Raw genomic sequence first — 17,192 nt, 5'->3', positions numbered from 1 at the left:
GCTATCAAAAAAATATCATCTTTTGTATTCTTCAAAAACTTTTTTATCTTTCTTTTATATGTTCCCCATGATAAACGCTCAAAAGAATCCATCCAAATATATTTTCCTAGTACAATTGCTAATATCATAAAAAATATTTTATTATCTATAAAATGAGCAAATAACGAAAATTGCACAAAATTACCCTGCAATCATTAAAACATCCTTCAGCGAAGCTCCATGCTGGATCAACCGATAAATGGCCGTAATCCGTTCTTCCTTTAACTGTTCTTGAAGGTAAAAATAACCTTCTTCAAATGTGCAGTATTTACCTTTACACATGCAGCACAGATAATGGGTTAATGACATGATCAACCAGTAACGCTGGATTCCCTGGCTGGATCGGATCTGATATTTGTCCAGCCCCAGCTTCTGTTTACTCTGCCGGAAAAACAATTCGATCGACCAGCGTTTGGCATACGAATCAAGAATCTCCTGCGTAGACAGGGACACGTCAGTGGAAATAAATATCCTCAGCGCCTTTGGATTCCCAAAGCATTCCTCAGGGTAACTCAGAAGAACAACTGCATTTGAAATCTTATTGAGATTTCCTTCGTAACGGTAAACGTAAAATTTCCTTTTGTCAACGGTCACAAGGCTGACATTTGGATCGCTTTTCCGCATATGAAGTGCAAGTTCGCTGGCTTTCTGACGGATGCCCATGTGATAAAGGATACGGTTGGTTTTTAATGCACCAATCGTATAAAATCCTTTTTTCAGGAAGCTTTTCATGAGGTCCACGAACGTATACCAGCTGTCACAGAGAAAGTAGGAAACCACCGGGGCTTCCGGCAGTTCCGTGGCGATATCCTGTACGATTTTAATTTTTGATTTTGTCTTATCGTATAGGATGACCGCATAGTTTAATGTGATTCCATTGCAGGAAAGCATGACGGAAACAACCTGGTGTCCATAATCCTGCCGGCCTTTCAGGTGCGATTGATGAAAATACGCAGCTTCGATGGGATGCAAGGCCTGTGACGAGGGCTTGACATGAGAAGCAATCGTATCATCTACAATGCAGAAAACAGGCTGGCCAGAAGAACGGGCCTCCTGATAAATCAGTTCGACAATGCTGCTTTTCAGAGCTTTTTGCAATGCAGAATCGTTCCATTTTCCATGATTCAGAAAATAAGCTACTGTTGTTCTGTGATGCTGGCTGACAATAGAAAAATCAACGGTCTTACCGCGGTATCCACGGAGAAAGACAGAAATAATAATGGTCATTAAATGTTGGAGATAAATATCCGACAAAAAATGATGGAGTTTTAAAGCTTTTAGGTAATTGTAAATTTTATTGGAATGATGTATAATATTTGCAACAGGCACCCCCTTGTTTGCGTGAGTAGGTTGATGTTCGCACTTCAATTATACATCATTCAGCGGAGGGTGTCTTTATTTTGTGCAAAATTTAGAATTTGCTCATTTATAGTTATTATCATAAAAATTAAATAGTACTCCATATAACATTGGGCAAGTTACCCATAAAAATTCTTTATTTTGATAATATTTGTCGAACTCAAATTCTTTAAAAATTTCTATTTTATTACAAACAATATGATATATTGTTTTAATTATAGCTCCGGTTATAAAAAGCCATATGACAGTAAATAACCCTGACGTTATAATATATTTACTGTTGTAAGAACTATTAATCATAAGATACAATTTAAATAGCCCTGGGAAAATACACATTATTATTGTTTGAAATAATATTCTAGCACAATAACTTCCACATATCTTTTTTCCCTCTTCATCGGTTAAATGTCTCTGCTTTACAATTTCTTTTGTACACGTGGCAACTGAATAAGATAAATTGCTCCAAAAAACACATACTCCAATCACATAATAAAATCCAAAAGAAAATGTTACAAATTTATCCATATAATCTTCCTCGTACTATTACTGGCCTCATTGCGTAAGGTGGTCAGACCCTATAAAGTTCCACCATACTTTTTTATTTGAGCAAACGGTCACTTTGTCTGGTGTCAAATTCTTATTTTTTCAAAATTCCGTTCTTGAGCGACTTCCGGTCGAAAAGTGCTTAGATCATTAAATCCTTTCCACACCTTCTGATTCGCGCAGTAAGGACACCCGCTTGTCTTCTTAGATATTATCTTATTAGGTGATGCTTCCCAACGATGGCCAAACTCACAAATCCAGCTTACTTTTTTTCACTACCATATGGCCATCTTTCTGGATCTTCTACATTTTCTTTATCCCATCGCACCAAAATATCTTGTCAGTCATGTTCCATACACCATTCTTTTAAGGATTTTCCATTCACGTTCCTTTATTCCAAACCTCATACCCCTGCCGTCTCGCCGAGTCATACACCGGTTGCATATTCTTCTGTAAAATATTATAAAACTGCTCCCGTGAATTTCCCTTGCAATACAATTCTCTTCCAGCCCAGATAGAATGTAAATTATCTCGATAGCATCCTTCAAACAATTTATGTATTCCCGGCTTTTCATGAATAAACCCATACAGCAAATACTGATTCTCAGTAAATCTTTCAAAAAACGGATCCCATTTCGGAAGCTTATTACTTTTCGCCGAATTCAAGGAAGAATCCATCGGCATCAAATTCCAAAGTTCATCGTTCATGACAAACGACCATGGAATAAAGTGATCTACATCATATGCTTTTGGCGCGACAACTTCTCCGGTAAACACGTCTCTAACTTCCGTCAGTTCCAGAATACCCTCCCATAGTTTCCGCACATGATTCAATTTCCGCATTTTCTCATCCATCGGCGCCAGTTTATATACAAGACCTGGAACTTCTGGATTATTGTTTTGCAACCATTTGACCTTTTCATATTGAATCCATCCGAGAATCGATACCGTGTTATCCTGAATCATCTTTGTCCAAGATGGCTGAAAATATATTTCTTTTTTGAGCTTACTCCCTGTTCCCAGTGTATACGGTAATATCACAACGTGCTCATTAATTCTCTCAATATATTCCGTCATTCGCCGTACGCTTCCCCAATCTGCTGGTTCTTCCGCTCTATCAAAAAATCCTGCAAGAGCTCTGTACGGAACCATATTGGTGAGCTGCTCTTTTAATGTTTTCAATTCCAGTGCATACTTTTTAATCGCATTTTTAATTTCTACCTTGGATGCATTTGCAGGCAGATTGCTGAGTTCTGATAATTTACTTACAGCTCTCTCCAATCCATCTTTTACTTGTCCATCGATTGGCATTCCGCTCAGATGGATGTGAAACTCGCGGACCGAGTACCATGCATTGCAAATCATTTCATCGATCACCGCATCAAAAGTGGTTTCTTTTACGCCTTCCGCAATAAGCTGGACAATCGCTTCCAACCAATAAAACTTGTAACAATAGGACGGATCTTTCATCATGTGTGAAAACCCTTCAATATCTAATGTATTGTAATATTTCCCATCCAGTTTCAAACTATATCCGATTTTTGAAGTATCAAATTCAACCACTTTTCCTCACTCCTACCCGGACGGACATCTTTCGATATCCAGTATTCTACTATCTTTATTTCTGAAAAGTCTTTTATAAATGCCGCAAAAGAATTTTCTGTAAAATCGGTATAATATCGTTCTTCACGATATCCCTCATATTCTCCATACTTGAAGGAAGTATAAATATATCCTTCTTTCTTTAGGGCACGCATCATTTTATATAGAACATCTTGTAATTCGTCTTTCGAAAGATGTAAGATAGAAGAACACGCCCATATCCCCTCATACTTATTTACGAACGAAAGTTCCGAAAATAACATTTTTTTCACTTCAATTTTGACATATTCTCTGGTAATTTTACAAATTTCTTCCGATCCATCTACCGCATCGACACGATAACCTTTTTCCAGAAAATATTTGCTATCGCGTCCAGATCCACAGCCAAAATCCAAAATATAAGAGCCGGCCGAAAGGCAGGAAAGAAACTTACCCTGTACGGAATGGAACTCAACACTCTTTGTATTTTCAATAAATTTAGTCGCATTTTGATTATAATATTGCAGTGTATTTTCGTCCTGCTCTGTAAATTTTTTTGTTTGCTCCAAGGTCATAGTTTCTTTCCACCCTCACTCATTTTTCTACTCGACAGCACTTTTTGTGAAATATGTCCTAATTTTCTGTTCCTACATTCCTTTTCTAATTTCCTCTATCAATGTAATATCTGCAGGTAACCATTCTACTTCGTTCAGTTTTTCTTTCGTCAACCACTTTGCCGCTTCGTGTTCTTTCAATACGAGATCTCCATTTAAAACTTCACACCAAAAACAATCCATAGAAAGGTGAAATGCCGGATAGTCATACTCAATTGTATCAATATATTCTCCCACTTCTATTTCTGTATCCAATTCCTCCATAATTTCTCTTTTCAAAGCCTCCTGTGGTGTCTCGCCTTTTTCAATTTTTCCTCCCGGAAATTCCCAGCCGCCTTTAAATTCTCCATAACCTCTCTGGGTTGCAAAAATGATGGATTCTCCTGTTTTATTTACTGCTTTTATTACTGCTGCAACAACTCTGATTGTTTTCATTTTACTTTTCCTCCATTGTTTTTCCACTCTGCAAATATCTCAATAAATCTTCTCTTACTGCTGTTTGCATTTTAAATTTTAATTTACAAATCGGTTTTAATACGCCTCTATTATTTTTCTTTTCCGCTTCATGAGCCTCCAAGACATCAAATTCTCCCATATAGAAAAAATTGTTTTCTGCATCCGTCTTTTGAACAAAAAGATGTTTTCTTGGTGTATTTAAAACCTTATCCATATATGCACCATCTAACTTTTTATCAATTTGGGAATCCCATCTAAAAATTACGTTGTCTACGAATTCATCCGCATAATCAGGCTTTCCATCAACATATTCTTTTTCTTCATCTGTGTTTTCTTCTTTATGATACGTGACAAAAATGAAAACATCGTCTCCTAATTGCGACATTCCATACATTGTTGACGACAAATCTTTGCCTGCATTCATAAGCAAACTAACATCTCTTCTTGAGTATTTTTCATAAAGTACAAATGGCACTCCATTTCTATATGGTTTTGCGTACTTATCTTGATATCTGGCTAAACCAACAGCCACAATGTCCTGGACCTGATCATAAAAATCCTTATGTGCCAGGCGTTCTGTATAACTTAAAATTCTCTTTAAACGATTCTCTCCATCTGCTTCCAGAATATCAATCTGATAAAACTTCTCTCTTTCCGTGCTGTTTGTGACAAATTTTCCTTTCAGAACATCACATGCAAGATCAATCTTTTGCGTTGTTATCTCATAACCATATCGCTCTTTGCAGCTATCAATAACTTCAGAATATGTAATTTGATTTTTTTCTAAAAACAATCGCAAAATCTCCAATTCATCTGGTCTGACACCGCTTAATATCGTCTTTGACAAATATTCCAGTGTTGTCTTTTCCTGTTCTGACAACCGAAACAGCTGCTCATTTTTCTCCATTTGTTCTGCAAAAGAATAATAAGTTTTGTATTCCTTAATAATTACAAGAGGATCCATCTCCGCGTTTTCATAAAAATCCAAAAGCATTGGACGTCTTCCGAGACGGTTTTTCAGATTAACGTATCCTTCTTTCATCAATTCTTTCAAGGTGCTTGGTTTGATACAGTCAATCGCATGAAAAATCTTTTCTTTTGCTATTTCATCAAAATGAATGGTAGATGCTCCCGGAATGGTACTATTTCCACTGATAACATATTTCCGAATCACATCCGCATTATAGGTATTGTCTCCGGATAAAGCGACTGGAATCATAAAATTATTGTTGTAATTTCCGATAAAATCCAGAATCACTACATATTCTTTTCCTTCCGCCTTACGCAGCCCCCGTCCCAATTGTTGGATAAATACAATGGGCGATTGTGTAGGCCGAAGCATAATGACTTGATTGACTTCAACAATATCAATGCCCTCATTTAAAATATCTACAGAGAAAATATAATCCAAGGGCTGTAATTCATCCGTTGCATCCTCTTCCCTCATAGCTAAACGTTCAAATGCCGTTTCTCGAAGCTTTTGCGGCGTTTCATTACTAAGTGCAAGCGTTCTATAACCGCGTTCATTGAACATTCTCGATAATGTTTCACATTCTTTATTTCTACTACAGAAAATCAATCCCTTCACACGTTCTCCGCTATAGCTATAATATTGCGCCTGCTCAATGATATGGTCTACGCGTTCTTCACTTGTAAGAAGATTAAAATCTTTTTCTGTAAGGTTCTTTCCTTTAGATGTTTTATCATCTATCAATGCAATATCACTGATTCCAAAATAATGAAATGGACACAGCAAGTGCTCTTCCATTGCTTTCTGTAATCGAATTTCATGTGCTATTTGATGATGGAAAAGTTCATAGACATTTCGCCCTTCTATATGATCATCCCGTTTATCCGGCGTAGCTGTCATACCTAAAAATAACTGTGGTTCAAAATAGTTCATTACTTTCTGATAGGTATTCGCTGGACTATGGTGTGCTTCATCGAGAATGATACAATCAAATGCATCTTTTTCATATTGGAACAAATGTTGATCTCTATTTAGCGTCTCTACCATAGCAAATACAAAATCACAGCCATATTCGTGTTTTCCATCGCCTACGATGCCCATAGAGACAGAATTATTAAACACTCGTTCAAAAGACTTCTTGGCTTGTTTGGCTAACTGCGCCCGGTGGACAAGAAATAATACTCTCTTAAAACCTAATTCACGCATTGCAAATGCTGATGCATATGTTTTTCCAGTTCCCGTAGCCGAAATCAATAATGCTCTTTTCTCACCCTTTTCAATGATTTTTCGAAGATTAACAATAAATTCTTCCTGCATGGAATTCGGCTTTAATTTATATTTTTCAAAAGACGGAATCCTGTCTTTTTTAGCCTCTTCTCGTTGATGTTTGATGATCTCGTAGCGTGCTTTGTAAATTTCATAAAAGGTTTCAAAATCCAAAGCATACTCCGAATTCCAAAACGAATTGAATTCTTTTACAATCTCACTTGCTACTTCACCCTGCACGGTCGATATAATCTTTGTATTCCACTCTATGTTGCTGGTAAGCGCTGCACTTGTCATATTGGAACTGCCAAGGATAATTCTATAAACCTCTTCTTTTTTGAAAATGTATCCTTTGGTATGAAATCCATTATCGGCAGCTTCCACATCATACATTTTTAGCGTAATATTTTTCAATTCATTCAGTTTTGCCAACGCTCTTGGCTCACTAAAATCTAAGTAGTTCGTTGTAAGAATTTGCCCCGGGATTCTCTTTCGCTCGAGTTCTTTTAACGTCTGCAGGAGGGGCGTAATTCCTCCCATTGTGATAAATGCCACACTAATCTGGAATTGTTCACAGCGAAGTAACTCTTCTTCAATAGAAGAAATAACTTTTTTACCCTCTTCTGGATTGTTTGATATAAAACTCGGTTTATATTCCAGATTTGAAGCAAGATTTCCATTGATATAGGCTGCTTCCAACCCTTGATTTATGTTTTGTATTATTTCTTCTTTCACCGTTTCATCCTCTCTGTTCTAACTTTAAATTGTAACGTATTTGACTTTACAATTCAAATTTTTTCATCATTTTCCAGTTTTTACCATGCTTTATAACGTCTCCTGATACGCCCGATCAATCAGCTTCTTTGCCTTCTGAAAATCTTCTGCCGTCTTGATTGACACTTCTAGCTCCCCCGTTCCGTAATGTCCAATCCCGCGGGTATCTCTTGTGAATCCTTCTTCCAGTTCAACAGTGTCCGGGTCGAGTTTCATTCGGAGCAGGATCTGTTTGTTATAAATTTCAATGCAGAAAATGTTCTGCACTTTCTTATAGGCCAAATACAGCTTCAATTGGTTTGGAACAAGATCGTCTCCCAGCGATTCGATGTAGTCACAAAGCGCCGTATATAATGTTTTGAAATGGCTGCTTGCTGATGACAGCTTCTCTAAATGTGTTTTCTGTGTGTATGTACTACTTGTTGTTGAAATGGTTGATGTTTCCGTTACTGGCTTTGCCACCGGTGTGTTCAGATGTTCAAACAGCAACAGATCTTCCCCATATTTCCGATATTTCACCAACTTGATATTCCTCTGCATCTGATTCACTGCATGCACGTCGTATTTCGTAAAATCATTTGCAATACAAATCACACAAGGCACCGACCAATCAATCTGGTCTGCTACTTCCATACCCAGTTTTTCAATCACAAGCAGTTTGAAATCCGCTTTGTGATCCAAAAGCCAATCCAGATAAAATAGTCCTTGATTAATTACATTCTCACTCGTGCTTCTCTTGTATTCGAAAATCACCGGGCTGTTATTTTCATCAATTCCAATACTGTCCATTCTTCCCGAAGTGATCGCATATTCACTTTTCAGAAAGCGAACGCCAAAAAATGTCTCCATATTCTGCTCTATCGTTGTCTGCAATTGTTTTTCCAATAATACCGTGGAAGAGGTGCGCTCTTTCACAACAGTTCCGATTTCAAAAAGTTTTATCTCCGACACCACATATTCTCCTGTTCCTGTCTATTTTTTAATTACTCTCCATTTTTCAAAAATCCACCAAATAGATCCCAATCCCAATTTCCGTAAAATCCCCTCTATGCTCAATTGTCGTTATTTTTGCCTTCAGCAGTTTCCCTGCATCCATCAATCTTGCAAATACTACATTATCTTTTTTCGGAATATACCCCAGTTTTCGCCTCTCGTTCGTAAGAACCAGAATCGCATTCTGATCAAATCTATTGTCCTCGCGCTGAAGAAGCAGATCATCTTCCTCTTTTATTTCACCCAAAACGCTCTGATCTTCCAGATGTGTCGTTCCCGCCACATAGGAATTAAACAAATAAATTTCTCTAACCAGTGGTTTTAAAATTTCTCCCAGTTCATGATTGTCGATCAGGGATACTACCCCGCCTTTGTTAATCTCTAATTCATCCGCCATAGAAAACTCACCCCATTTTTCATCATCTGTTCCAGAAGCTGATCCAGCTCCTGCTCATATACCCTATATTCTTCCAGTTCTTTTTGTAACTCCCGCTTCTTGTTTTGAACCGCTTCCTGATCCTGCAGAAGGAATCGATATTGGTAAGGATTCGTCTCTTTGATCTTCTGAATCTGCTCCTTTAATTTTTCTATCTTTGTGTCGATATCCTGTATTTTGATTTCATTCTCATCCAGATGATGGTCTGCCAGAAATTTATTTACCAAAACTTCCGCCTCTTCCAGCTCCTCCAGATCATTCGCGCGGTAAGAAACTACAATTCTCTGCCATAATTCTTTCAGTTCCGGTATCTCATTTGTTTTCGGATTCATATCCGGATGGATCTGTTTTGCAAGTCTGCGGTACAATTTTTTTATTTTTGCCGCGGTTTCTTCGCTGATGGTTTCTCCACTGTGTGCAATCTCATTTTCCTGTATCATTTCAGAAAGTTTTCGATTGTACTCTTTCATTTCCTGTGACAGATAGTTCTGCAGTTCCGCCTGATCCACCGGTTTTCCACGATTGACGGCCATCTGGCAGAAAGATATGGTCTTTTTCTTTTTGATGCAGGCTATTTTCTGTTCAAATACCGCTGTGATCAGATTGCCAAATTCAGCCAGATATCTGTTCTTCCAGGCATACGCTTCTTTTCGCAGCTTATCCCTTAAAAATAATAACGTTTCATATTCTGAATATCTGTTATCTGTACTTTTTATGATTTCATCCATTACCGTCTCTTTGGACCTTTCTTATTTTGAAATATGCTTAATATGATTATAGCGTACTGTTACCTAAAATACCATTCCAAAAAGAAAAGGCTACAGCTCCACGCAAGCCGTAACCTCTTCTCTAATCTCTCTTCTATTTCCGATACACATTCTTCCCCCGTGCAATCACTTCCTGAATCTCTAGTCCCTGATCCAGTACGCAAAGATCCGCATCATATCCTTCCCGGACCTTGCCTTTTCCTTTCAGTGACAGGATCTCTGCCGGGTTTGCCGTAATCGTCGAAATTGCGGTTTCCAGCGGAATTCCCGCTTTCTCCACGCATTCTTTTACTTCTTTCAACAAACAGCTCGACTGGCCCATACCCATCCGCAGGAATTCTCCCTTCTCATTAAAGATCGGCAGACTGCCCTGACCGTCGGATGAGATGGTGATGTGTTTCGGGTTCACGCCTGCATCCAGCATGCGGCGGATTCCTTTGCACACGCGGACTTCATCACAGACAGTTTCCCAGTAATCGATCTCTTCATTTCCGGTGAAATCGACCGCACCGCCCTTTACGGCGTATTCAATTGCCTTCTGGAACAGCTTCTCGTTCCGGTTGACATGGGTCGGGAGGAACTGGCTGGCCGGGATTTCGGTTTCGCTGATGACGCGTTCGATCAGCTCCATACATCTTGCACCGTCGCCAAGGTGGACATTGATCACTCCCGCTTTCCCGGAAAGAACACCGCCGAGGCGCGTGTCTGCTGCCAGTCGGGCGAATTCTTCGAAGGTCGGCTGTGAGGATCGGTGGTCCGAGATGGCGATTTCGCCGGTTCCGATGATTTCTTCTATCATCATGATATCTTTCGTAATTCCATCCGTCAGTGTACGCACCGGAACCTGATAGCTGCCGGTGTAGCACCAGGCGGACATGCCCTGCTCCCGGAGGCCTTTTGTTTTTGCCACGAGCGCGCACATGTCACGGCCAATGCCGTCAGTTCCGAGGCAGCCGACAACGGTTGTCACACCGAACTTGTTCAGGCCTTCCATCGTCGCTTCCGGGGTGCGGTTGGCAAAGCCGCCCTCGCCACCTCCGCCGAGCACGTGAACATGGCAGTCGACAAAGCCAGGTGTCAGGACAAGTCCGGTTCCGTCTACGGTCTCCGCGCCAGAGAGCAGGCCGTCTGCCGTTATCGTGCCGGCATCTGCGATCTTGACAATTTTATCATACACCGTAAGAACGTCTTTTCTTCCGAGGTATTCCGGCGCATAGACGTCTATATTCTGAAATAATATCATTTTCTCTCACTCCTCTTAAAATCCAATGGCAACCGCAATCAGAATCGTAATGACTGCTCCAATCATCAGTATACCTAAGAATTTCCACATGAATTTGATCCAGTTCGACCACTCGATCTTTGCAATCGCCAGGGAGCCGATCAGACAGCCGGAGGTCGGGACGATCAGGTTTGTGAAAGCATCACCGAGCTGGAACGCAAGGACGGATGTCTGGCGGGATACGCCGAGAAGGTCCGCGAGCGGTGCCATGATCGGCATGGTGATCGCCGCCTGGCCGGAGCCAGACACGACGAAGAAGTTGAAGACCGACTGGAACACGTACATCAGCACGGCTGCGGCTGCACCGGAAAGATCGGCCAGGGCCTGTGAGATGCCGTACATAATGGTGTTGATAACGGTCGGGGTGGTCGGATCGGAACCGCCGAGCACCTGCATGATGCCCTGTGCCATCGCCACAACGAGTGCCGCGCCGATCAGGTCTTTTGCGCCGTCTTTAAAGGAAACGGCAATGTCGTTCACTTTCATGTCGTTCAGATGGAAAATGACACCGATCACACCAGCCACGATTCCCATGATGAAGAACTGGGTTGCGATTTCAGCCATGTAATAGCCTTTTGCCATAACGCCCCAGATGACCCAGACAACGGTAACAGCCAGTGTCACCAGAACTAAGATATGGCCGATGCCGAAGGAATGGCCCTCGTCGATGCCTGTTTTTTCGTTCTGATCACGGAAATACTGGTCGCTTTCGTAGGCAACAGAGATTTCCGGGGTCTTTTTGACTTTTGCTGCATAGAACATGGTCATGCCGCAGCCAAGAGCGGTGAATACGACCCACATTACCATACGGAAACCTGCGCCGGAGAAGACGTCAACGCCGGCGATTCCCTGTGCGATTCCGACGGAAAACGGGTTCATCCAGGAGGATCCGAAGCCGATCTGTGTTGCCACGTACGTAACGAGCACGGCAATGACGGTGTCGTATCCGACAGCAACGAACAACGGGCAAAGGATCATCGTGAACGGAAGGGCCTCTTCTCCCATTCCGAACACGGCTCCGCCGAGGGAAAACAGGACGAAAAGGACCGGAATCAGCAGTTTTTCGGCTCCTCTTGCCTTGCGGATCAGGCCGATCAGGCCCGCCTCAACGGCTCCGGTGCGGATCATGATGCCAAAAGCACCGCCGACTACCATCAGAAATGCGATGATTTCGATAGCGGAGCTGCTGATAATTCCGTTATACATGTAATTGAAAAATCCGGTTCCGCCGTCGCCGCTGAACAGTGCAACACCTTCTGTGACCGGTTTTCCTGCAGCATCGGTCAGATACTGGAAGCTTCCGTCTTTGATGACGGTACGGGTCTTTTCTACCCCGTTCATCAGGTACGTGACATCCTCCGTCTCGTAATAGCCTTTCGGGACGAGGAAGGTCATGACGGCCGCGATAACTACCACAAAAAAGATGATAATGTAGGTATCCGGCACGTTAAATCCCCTGTTGAATGATTTCAGGCCTTCGCCTTTCTTTTTGCTCATATTTTGAGATTTCCTCCATTTGATATTCTATTCTCGTTTTTAACGCGCATGGATTAGTGTACCATAGATCATAGAGGAAAGTCACTGAAAAAATCAAAAAAGTAACAGAAAAATTTTCCATTCGGATTTTTCTGCCTGCTGTGTGCAATGTCATGCATAACGTGATTGTATAGAAAGACAAACAATTTCTTTTTGGGTTTCCTGCTTCCCGTCTCTTATGCTATACTTGGAAGGTTGTTCTAACAGTAATACAAATCTAATACAGAAAGCGAGCTTGATCGAGTAGGAGGCGGCTTTCGCCGCCGACCTCTCACACCACCGGACATGCGGTTCCGCATCCGGCGGTTCAGTTAACTTAACATCTTGTTTGACAAAAATATTCCTCTGCTGAGAGTAACCCGAACTTTTTCAGACGTGCATTTGACATTGCATAGCAAATAGTTTCTGTACGACAAACCCGAGCATATCCATGGAACCCTGCCGCACTTTTTGCATTCTTTTTACTAACACCCAGTTTTACCAGATTTTTATATCTGGTTTTAGGATTTTTCCAATGTTTCCATATGCACATTCTGAACCTGTACCTAATAACCGTATCGAGTCTTCGGGTTGCTGTAAGAATTGAGCCAATTTTAAAGTAATTGATCCAGCCTCTTACCACTTCCGCTATCTTTTGGGCTTTATATGAGTTACTTACACCCCACTTGCGGCTCGTTAATTTTCTGACTTTCTTCATTACCTTATCCAATGACTTTTTAGGGACTTTTATCTTATATTTCTTTTCTTGAAACTGATAATAGAAGGCAAATCCCAGATATTGTATTTCTGTGGGTCTCCCCATTTTACTCTTGCCCCTGTTCACTTTCAGCCGCAGAACATTTTCAATATACTTCGTGACCGATTCCATTACCCTTGCCGCAGCTTTTTCGCTTTTGACAAAAATAATACAGTCATCTGCATATCGTGCAAATTTAAGTCCTCGGCTTTCAAGTTCCCAATCCAATTCATTGAGCAGTATGTTAGCGAGAAGTGGTGAAATATTTCCCCCTTGTGGGGTTCCGATTTCTGTTTCTTCTATCTGTTCTCCAACCATAACTCCACTTACTAGAAATTTTCGGATTAGCGAAAGTATTTTTCCATCCTTAATCTCTTTGTTCAAAACAGATATTAACTTGTCGTGTTCTACCGTATCAAAAAACTTTTCCAAGTCAATATCCACGACCCAGTTATATCCTTCATTCATGTATTCAACTGCTTTTAATACTGCCTTCTGTGCACTTTTTCCGGGTCTGAATCCATAGCTGTTCTCATGAAATTTTCTTTCATATATAGGTGTTAATACCTGTGCAGCTGCTTGTTGTACCATGCGATCTGTGACAGTTGGAATACCAAGTTTTCGTTTGCTTCCGTCTGCTTTAGGGATTTCCACTCTCTTTACTGGCATTGGTTTGTATGACTGATTTCTTATACTCTCTCTGAGTTGCCGTCCATTTACTTTCAAATGAGAAAGCAGATCGGCACATTCCATTCCGTCTATTCCTGCCGCACCTTTATTCTTTTTCACCTGTTTGTAGGCACGATTCATGTTTTCATTTGACAGAATGCGTTCTATAAATATTCCTTGTTCCTCCATGCACTGTTTCCTTTCCTTTTCGTGAGTTCCGACCACTTAGTACTTGTGGTACTCCTCTCGGCATGTGTTTCGTCTAAAACTCTCAATTAGGACGTACTCCAGATGATTAACTGTTCTGTCCTTTGCTCCATCCGGTTTCCCGGACTTCTTCGCTACTATGACATCTGCTGACTTCCTATGATTCGTTGTTACTATGGCTGATGAAACCACTCATAGGATCTCCCCGGTTAAAATACGCTATCTTTCCCATCACCTATCCGCCATGTCTACTACCAGTCCTCTGTTAGCTATTGGACTTCAACTTGTTCAGCAGTCTTATCCGAACTGTAAGCCTTATACATGATTTCTGTCCGTCGGACCAATGGTTTGCCTCAGGCTTCCTTCAGATTCCATTTTACAATGGACACCCTTGCCTTGTTGGCTATGTGCTTCCCGCTAACAGGCGCACTTAGGACTTTCACCTTTAAGAATAACGTTCGCGCCGGGCGAACTGACATCCTCCCCCGCCTACAGAGGCGGGGGCTTCCTTTCGCAAAAAGCGAACCGTCGGTTCTCGTTCGATGACACCACTGTGTCAAGCATAAGCGAGCTATCCCCGTGTGCCCCACGGTTTTTTCTATATTCCTGTCACTGCAGGCTGTACATAAGACGCATACCCTCATTCCGGATATTGACTGCCGCATTGACATCCCTGTCATGGTGTGTACCGCATTTCGGACAGATCCATGCACGGATTCGCAGATCCTTCGTTTCGGTATTCTTATACCCGCATACACTGCACAGCTGGCTGCTTGCAAAGAAACGGCCTACTTTCACCAGCTGTTTTCCCTGTTCTTCCATTTTGTACTTCAGGAAATTCACAAATATCCCCCAGCCGTTATCCAAAACGGATTTGCCAAAGTGCAGCGCCTGTGACATTGCTTTCATATCGAGATCTTCTATACAGACGCAATCATACGCATCTGCAATCTTTCGCGATTGTTTGTGTAAAAAATCTCTGCGCTGGGCCGCTACTTTCTCATGCATTCTGGCAACCCGGATCCGCTGCTTTCCACGGTTTTTGGAACCTTTCTGCATTTTTGAGAGCTTTCGTTGTTCTCTCTTTAATTTCTGTTCCGCTTTTCTGTAATATCCCGGATATTCCGGTTCTCTGCCTTCGCTGTCCCTGTACAGTTCCTGCATGGAAAAATCCAAACCAAGAAATTGATGCATGGGCTGTTTTTGTACTTGGTTTTCGTACTCGAACAGAACGCTTGCATAATAGTCCCCGCCCGGATTTTGACTGATGGTGACCGATTTGATCCGGTAATCTTCCGGTATCGCTCTGTGCTGTTTGACCTTCACATACCCTGCTTTTGGAAGCTTCAGGTGCCCATTTTCAAGGGCTACCGTGCCCTTCTGGTTATTCGTTGTATAAGAAGCGCGGGTTTTATGTCTGGATTTGAATTTCGGAAATCCAACTTTCGGATCCCGGAAGAAGTTATTATATGCCTTTTGCAGATTCATCTGTGCATTTGCAAGGGCTAGACTGTCAACCTCTTTCAGCCACGGAAATTCTTTTTTGTACTGCGCCGGGGTATTGTTCCGTTTCTTTTTCGTTTTCTCGTAATATTTGATTTTATCATCCAGCATTTTATTATAGATGAACCGTACACAGCCAAACGTTTTGGCAAACAGTGTTTTTTGTTCCCTGTTCGGATATATCCTGAATTTATATGCTTTGTTTGCCATAAGACCTGCCCCTTTTGCGGCTTTTTTCTCCCTGTGACTCAATATATTTTCTGATGACTTCTATTGGTGCGCCGCCTGTTGTAAGCAGGCAGAAACTCTGGCTCCAGAAACATTCTTTCCACAGTTTCTGCCGTATCTGCGGAAATTCTTTTTTCAGGAGTCTGCTGCTTGCACTTTTATATGCATTTATGAATTTGCTGATTTCTGAATTTGGGTGCGCCCGAAATAAAATCTGGACATGATCTTTATCATAATTCCATTCCTGCAACATAATGTTATACTTCGGTGCAATATACACAAAGATTTCCTTTGAACGTTCGGAAACCGTTTCATCAAAGACCTGCCTGCGGTATTTGACAACAAGGACAAGATGGTAATACAGCAAAAATACCGAATGTGCATTATTGTCTAATTCCATATATGTTCAGCCTTTCTTTTTTTCTTCGACTGATTTTATTATAACGCTTCTTATCCTGTATTTCAATATTTTATGACGGACGCAATTCATCCCCCACTTTAGAAGTCGGGGACTTCTTGCTGAGCATAGTTAAAAACTGAAAATGATACCTTCTATATTGTTTGCGATGAAAAAAGCGTATATCTGGTTACAGAACAACTTCCCATTGATATGGATTTAGCGCTCATTATTGATGACACGATAAATCAGTATAAGCATAAAACTCCTATGCCACTCAAGTCAAAGTTTAAAAAAATTTTTGATGATGCCTGGGGAAAGGCTCATTTGATGCAAATGGAAGATCTGCCGGCTGAAGAAAAATATGCTTTCTCTCTCTTTTACAAAAAGGCAAACGACACCATGACAGATGAAGAGAAAGAAAAAGATGAGTGGAGTTGGGATGATGAAGATCCTGTTGCTGATAAAGCAGACTTTTTGTACAGCTATAAACTCGCTGCTGACGTATTACAAAAAAAACGGTTATAGCTATGAATACGTAAAATTCGTTGCCGAATTAGACCATCACGATGTGCCAACTTTTAAAAACGATCTTGAGTGGTTGTATGACGGATTCTTTTGGCGGAGCACAATGGCAAAGTATATGTAATATCAAATGAGGAAGAAAAAATGGAAATAAGAGAGATGCTTTCTGAATCAAGAGCTGAATTCTCCAGGCAGTATAATATTCCTGTGCGAACTTTGGAAAACTGGGAATCCGGTAAGAGCAGCTGTCCTGAATATGTTCGTCAGCTTCTTGAAAAAGCTGTAAGGGAAGATGTGATGTCACAATAAAA

16 protein-coding genes and 1 pseudogene are annotated in these 17,192 nt (G+C 41.1%); 2 read left to right on the top strand and 15 right to left on the bottom strand.

Features of this window, described 5'->3' with window-relative positions; genetic code table 11:
• Window positions 1-180 precede the first annotated feature (180 nt).
• The 15 genes and pseudogenes from DWW13_RS02005 to tnpA all read right to left on the bottom strand — a co-directional run bounded on the left by DWW13_RS02005 (window position 181) and on the right by tnpA (window position 16,359).
• The gene (locus tag DWW13_RS02005) at window positions 181-1,266 is read right to left on the bottom strand and encodes a transposase (protein WP_118719076.1); all 1,086 of its coding nucleotides are present in this window, start codon (window positions 1,264-1,266) and stop codon (window positions 181-183) included.
• A 195-nt stretch (window positions 1,267-1,461) separates the two neighbouring features.
• Complete coding sequence (locus DWW13_RS02000) at window positions 1,462-1,923, bottom strand: hypothetical protein (protein WP_118719074.1); 462 nt, start codon at window positions 1,921-1,923, stop codon at window positions 1,462-1,464.
• A gap of 104 nt (window positions 1,924-2,027) precedes the next feature.
• Window positions 2,028-2,201, bottom strand: a pseudogene (locus DWW13_RS20105) (zinc-ribbon domain-containing protein); the annotation flags it as partial.
• 121 nt (window positions 2,202-2,322) lie between these two features.
• Window positions 2,323-3,504, bottom strand: a complete 1,182-nt coding sequence (locus DWW13_RS18945; RefSeq protein WP_243025944.1) for an HNH endonuclease domain-containing protein — start codon at window positions 3,502-3,504, stop codon at window positions 2,323-2,325.
• The gene (locus DWW13_RS01985) at window positions 3,465-4,097 is read right to left on the bottom strand and encodes a class I SAM-dependent methyltransferase (RefSeq protein WP_118719072.1); all 633 of its coding nucleotides are present in this window, start codon (window positions 4,095-4,097) and stop codon (window positions 3,465-3,467) included. Before DWW13_RS01985 ends, DWW13_RS18945 begins: the two co-directional genes overlap by 40 nt.
• A 72-nt stretch (window positions 4,098-4,169) precedes the next feature.
• Window positions 4,170-4,571 (bottom strand): (deoxy)nucleoside triphosphate pyrophosphohydrolase, encoded by a 402-nt coding sequence (locus DWW13_RS01980; protein ID WP_055221463.1) that lies wholly within the window; start codon window positions 4,569-4,571, stop codon window positions 4,170-4,172.
• A gap of 1 nt (window position 4,572) precedes the next feature.
• Entirely contained in the window at window positions 4,573-7,563 is a 2,991-nt protein-coding gene (locus DWW13_RS01975) for a DEAD/DEAH box helicase (RefSeq protein WP_118719070.1), read from the bottom strand.
• Window positions 7,564-7,653: 90 nt separating this feature from the next.
• Window positions 7,654-8,553: a DUF5655 domain-containing protein gene (locus DWW13_RS01970; RefSeq protein WP_118719068.1), complete on the bottom strand. Its 900-nt coding sequence runs from the start codon at window positions 8,551-8,553 to the stop codon at window positions 7,654-7,656.
• A gap of 46 nt (window positions 8,554-8,599) precedes the next feature.
• Window positions 8,600-8,992 (bottom strand): HIRAN domain-containing protein, encoded by a 393-nt coding sequence (locus tag DWW13_RS01965; RefSeq protein WP_118660840.1) that lies wholly within the window; start codon window positions 8,990-8,992, stop codon window positions 8,600-8,602.
• On the bottom strand, window positions 8,977-9,759 hold the full coding sequence (locus tag DWW13_RS01960; RefSeq protein ID WP_118719066.1) for a hypothetical protein: 783 nt from the start codon (window positions 9,757-9,759) through the stop codon (window positions 8,977-8,979). The genes DWW13_RS01965 and DWW13_RS01960 overlap by 16 nt, the downstream gene beginning before the upstream one ends.
• 133 nt (window positions 9,760-9,892) lie before the next feature.
• Entirely contained in the window at window positions 9,893-11,041 is a 1,149-nt protein-coding gene (iadA, locus tag DWW13_RS01955; RefSeq protein WP_118719064.1) for a beta-aspartyl-peptidase, read from the bottom strand.
• A gap of 15 nt (window positions 11,042-11,056) precedes the next feature.
• Complete coding sequence (gene yfcC, locus DWW13_RS01950) at window positions 11,057-12,577, bottom strand: putative basic amino acid antiporter YfcC (protein WP_118719062.1); 1,521 nt, start codon at window positions 12,575-12,577, stop codon at window positions 11,057-11,059.
• 355 nt (window positions 12,578-12,932) lie between these two features.
• Window positions 12,933-14,210 (bottom strand): group II intron reverse transcriptase/maturase, encoded by a 1,278-nt coding sequence (ltrA, locus tag DWW13_RS01945; RefSeq protein ID WP_118719060.1) that lies wholly within the window; start codon window positions 14,208-14,210, stop codon window positions 12,933-12,935.
• A gap of 627 nt (window positions 14,211-14,837) precedes the next feature.
• Window positions 14,838-15,941, bottom strand: coding sequence for an RNA-guided endonuclease TnpB family protein (locus DWW13_RS01940; RefSeq protein WP_055265145.1), 1,104 nt, complete (start codon window positions 15,939-15,941; stop codon window positions 14,838-14,840).
• Complete coding sequence (gene tnpA / locus DWW13_RS01935; protein ID WP_117812949.1) at window positions 15,922-16,359, bottom strand: IS200/IS605 family transposase; 438 nt, start codon at window positions 16,357-16,359, stop codon at window positions 15,922-15,924. Before tnpA ends, DWW13_RS01940 begins: the two co-directional genes overlap by 20 nt.
• Before the next feature lie 210 nt (window positions 16,360-16,569).
• Between tnpA and DWW13_RS01930 the strand changes: the two genes are divergently transcribed.
• Window positions 16,570-16,884 carry a hypothetical protein gene (locus DWW13_RS01930; protein WP_117812948.1) on the top strand — a complete coding sequence of 105 codons (315 nt, stop codon included), beginning with the start codon at window positions 16,570-16,572 and terminating at the stop codon, window positions 16,882-16,884.
• 141 nt (window positions 16,885-17,025) lie between these two features.
• Window positions 17,026-17,190, top strand: coding sequence for a helix-turn-helix domain-containing protein (locus DWW13_RS01925; protein ID WP_117812947.1), 165 nt, complete (start codon window positions 17,026-17,028; stop codon window positions 17,188-17,190).
• The last annotated feature ends 2 nt before the right edge of the window (window positions 17,191-17,192 follow it).

It is taken from the genome of Blautia sp. AF14-40 (assembly GCF_003479665.1).
GTDB lineage: Bacteria > Bacillota > Clostridia > Lachnospirales > Lachnospiraceae > Fusicatenibacter > Fusicatenibacter saccharivorans.
Note: the sequence above shows the minus strand (reverse complement) of the source record. Positions and strands in the feature narration are given on the sequence as shown.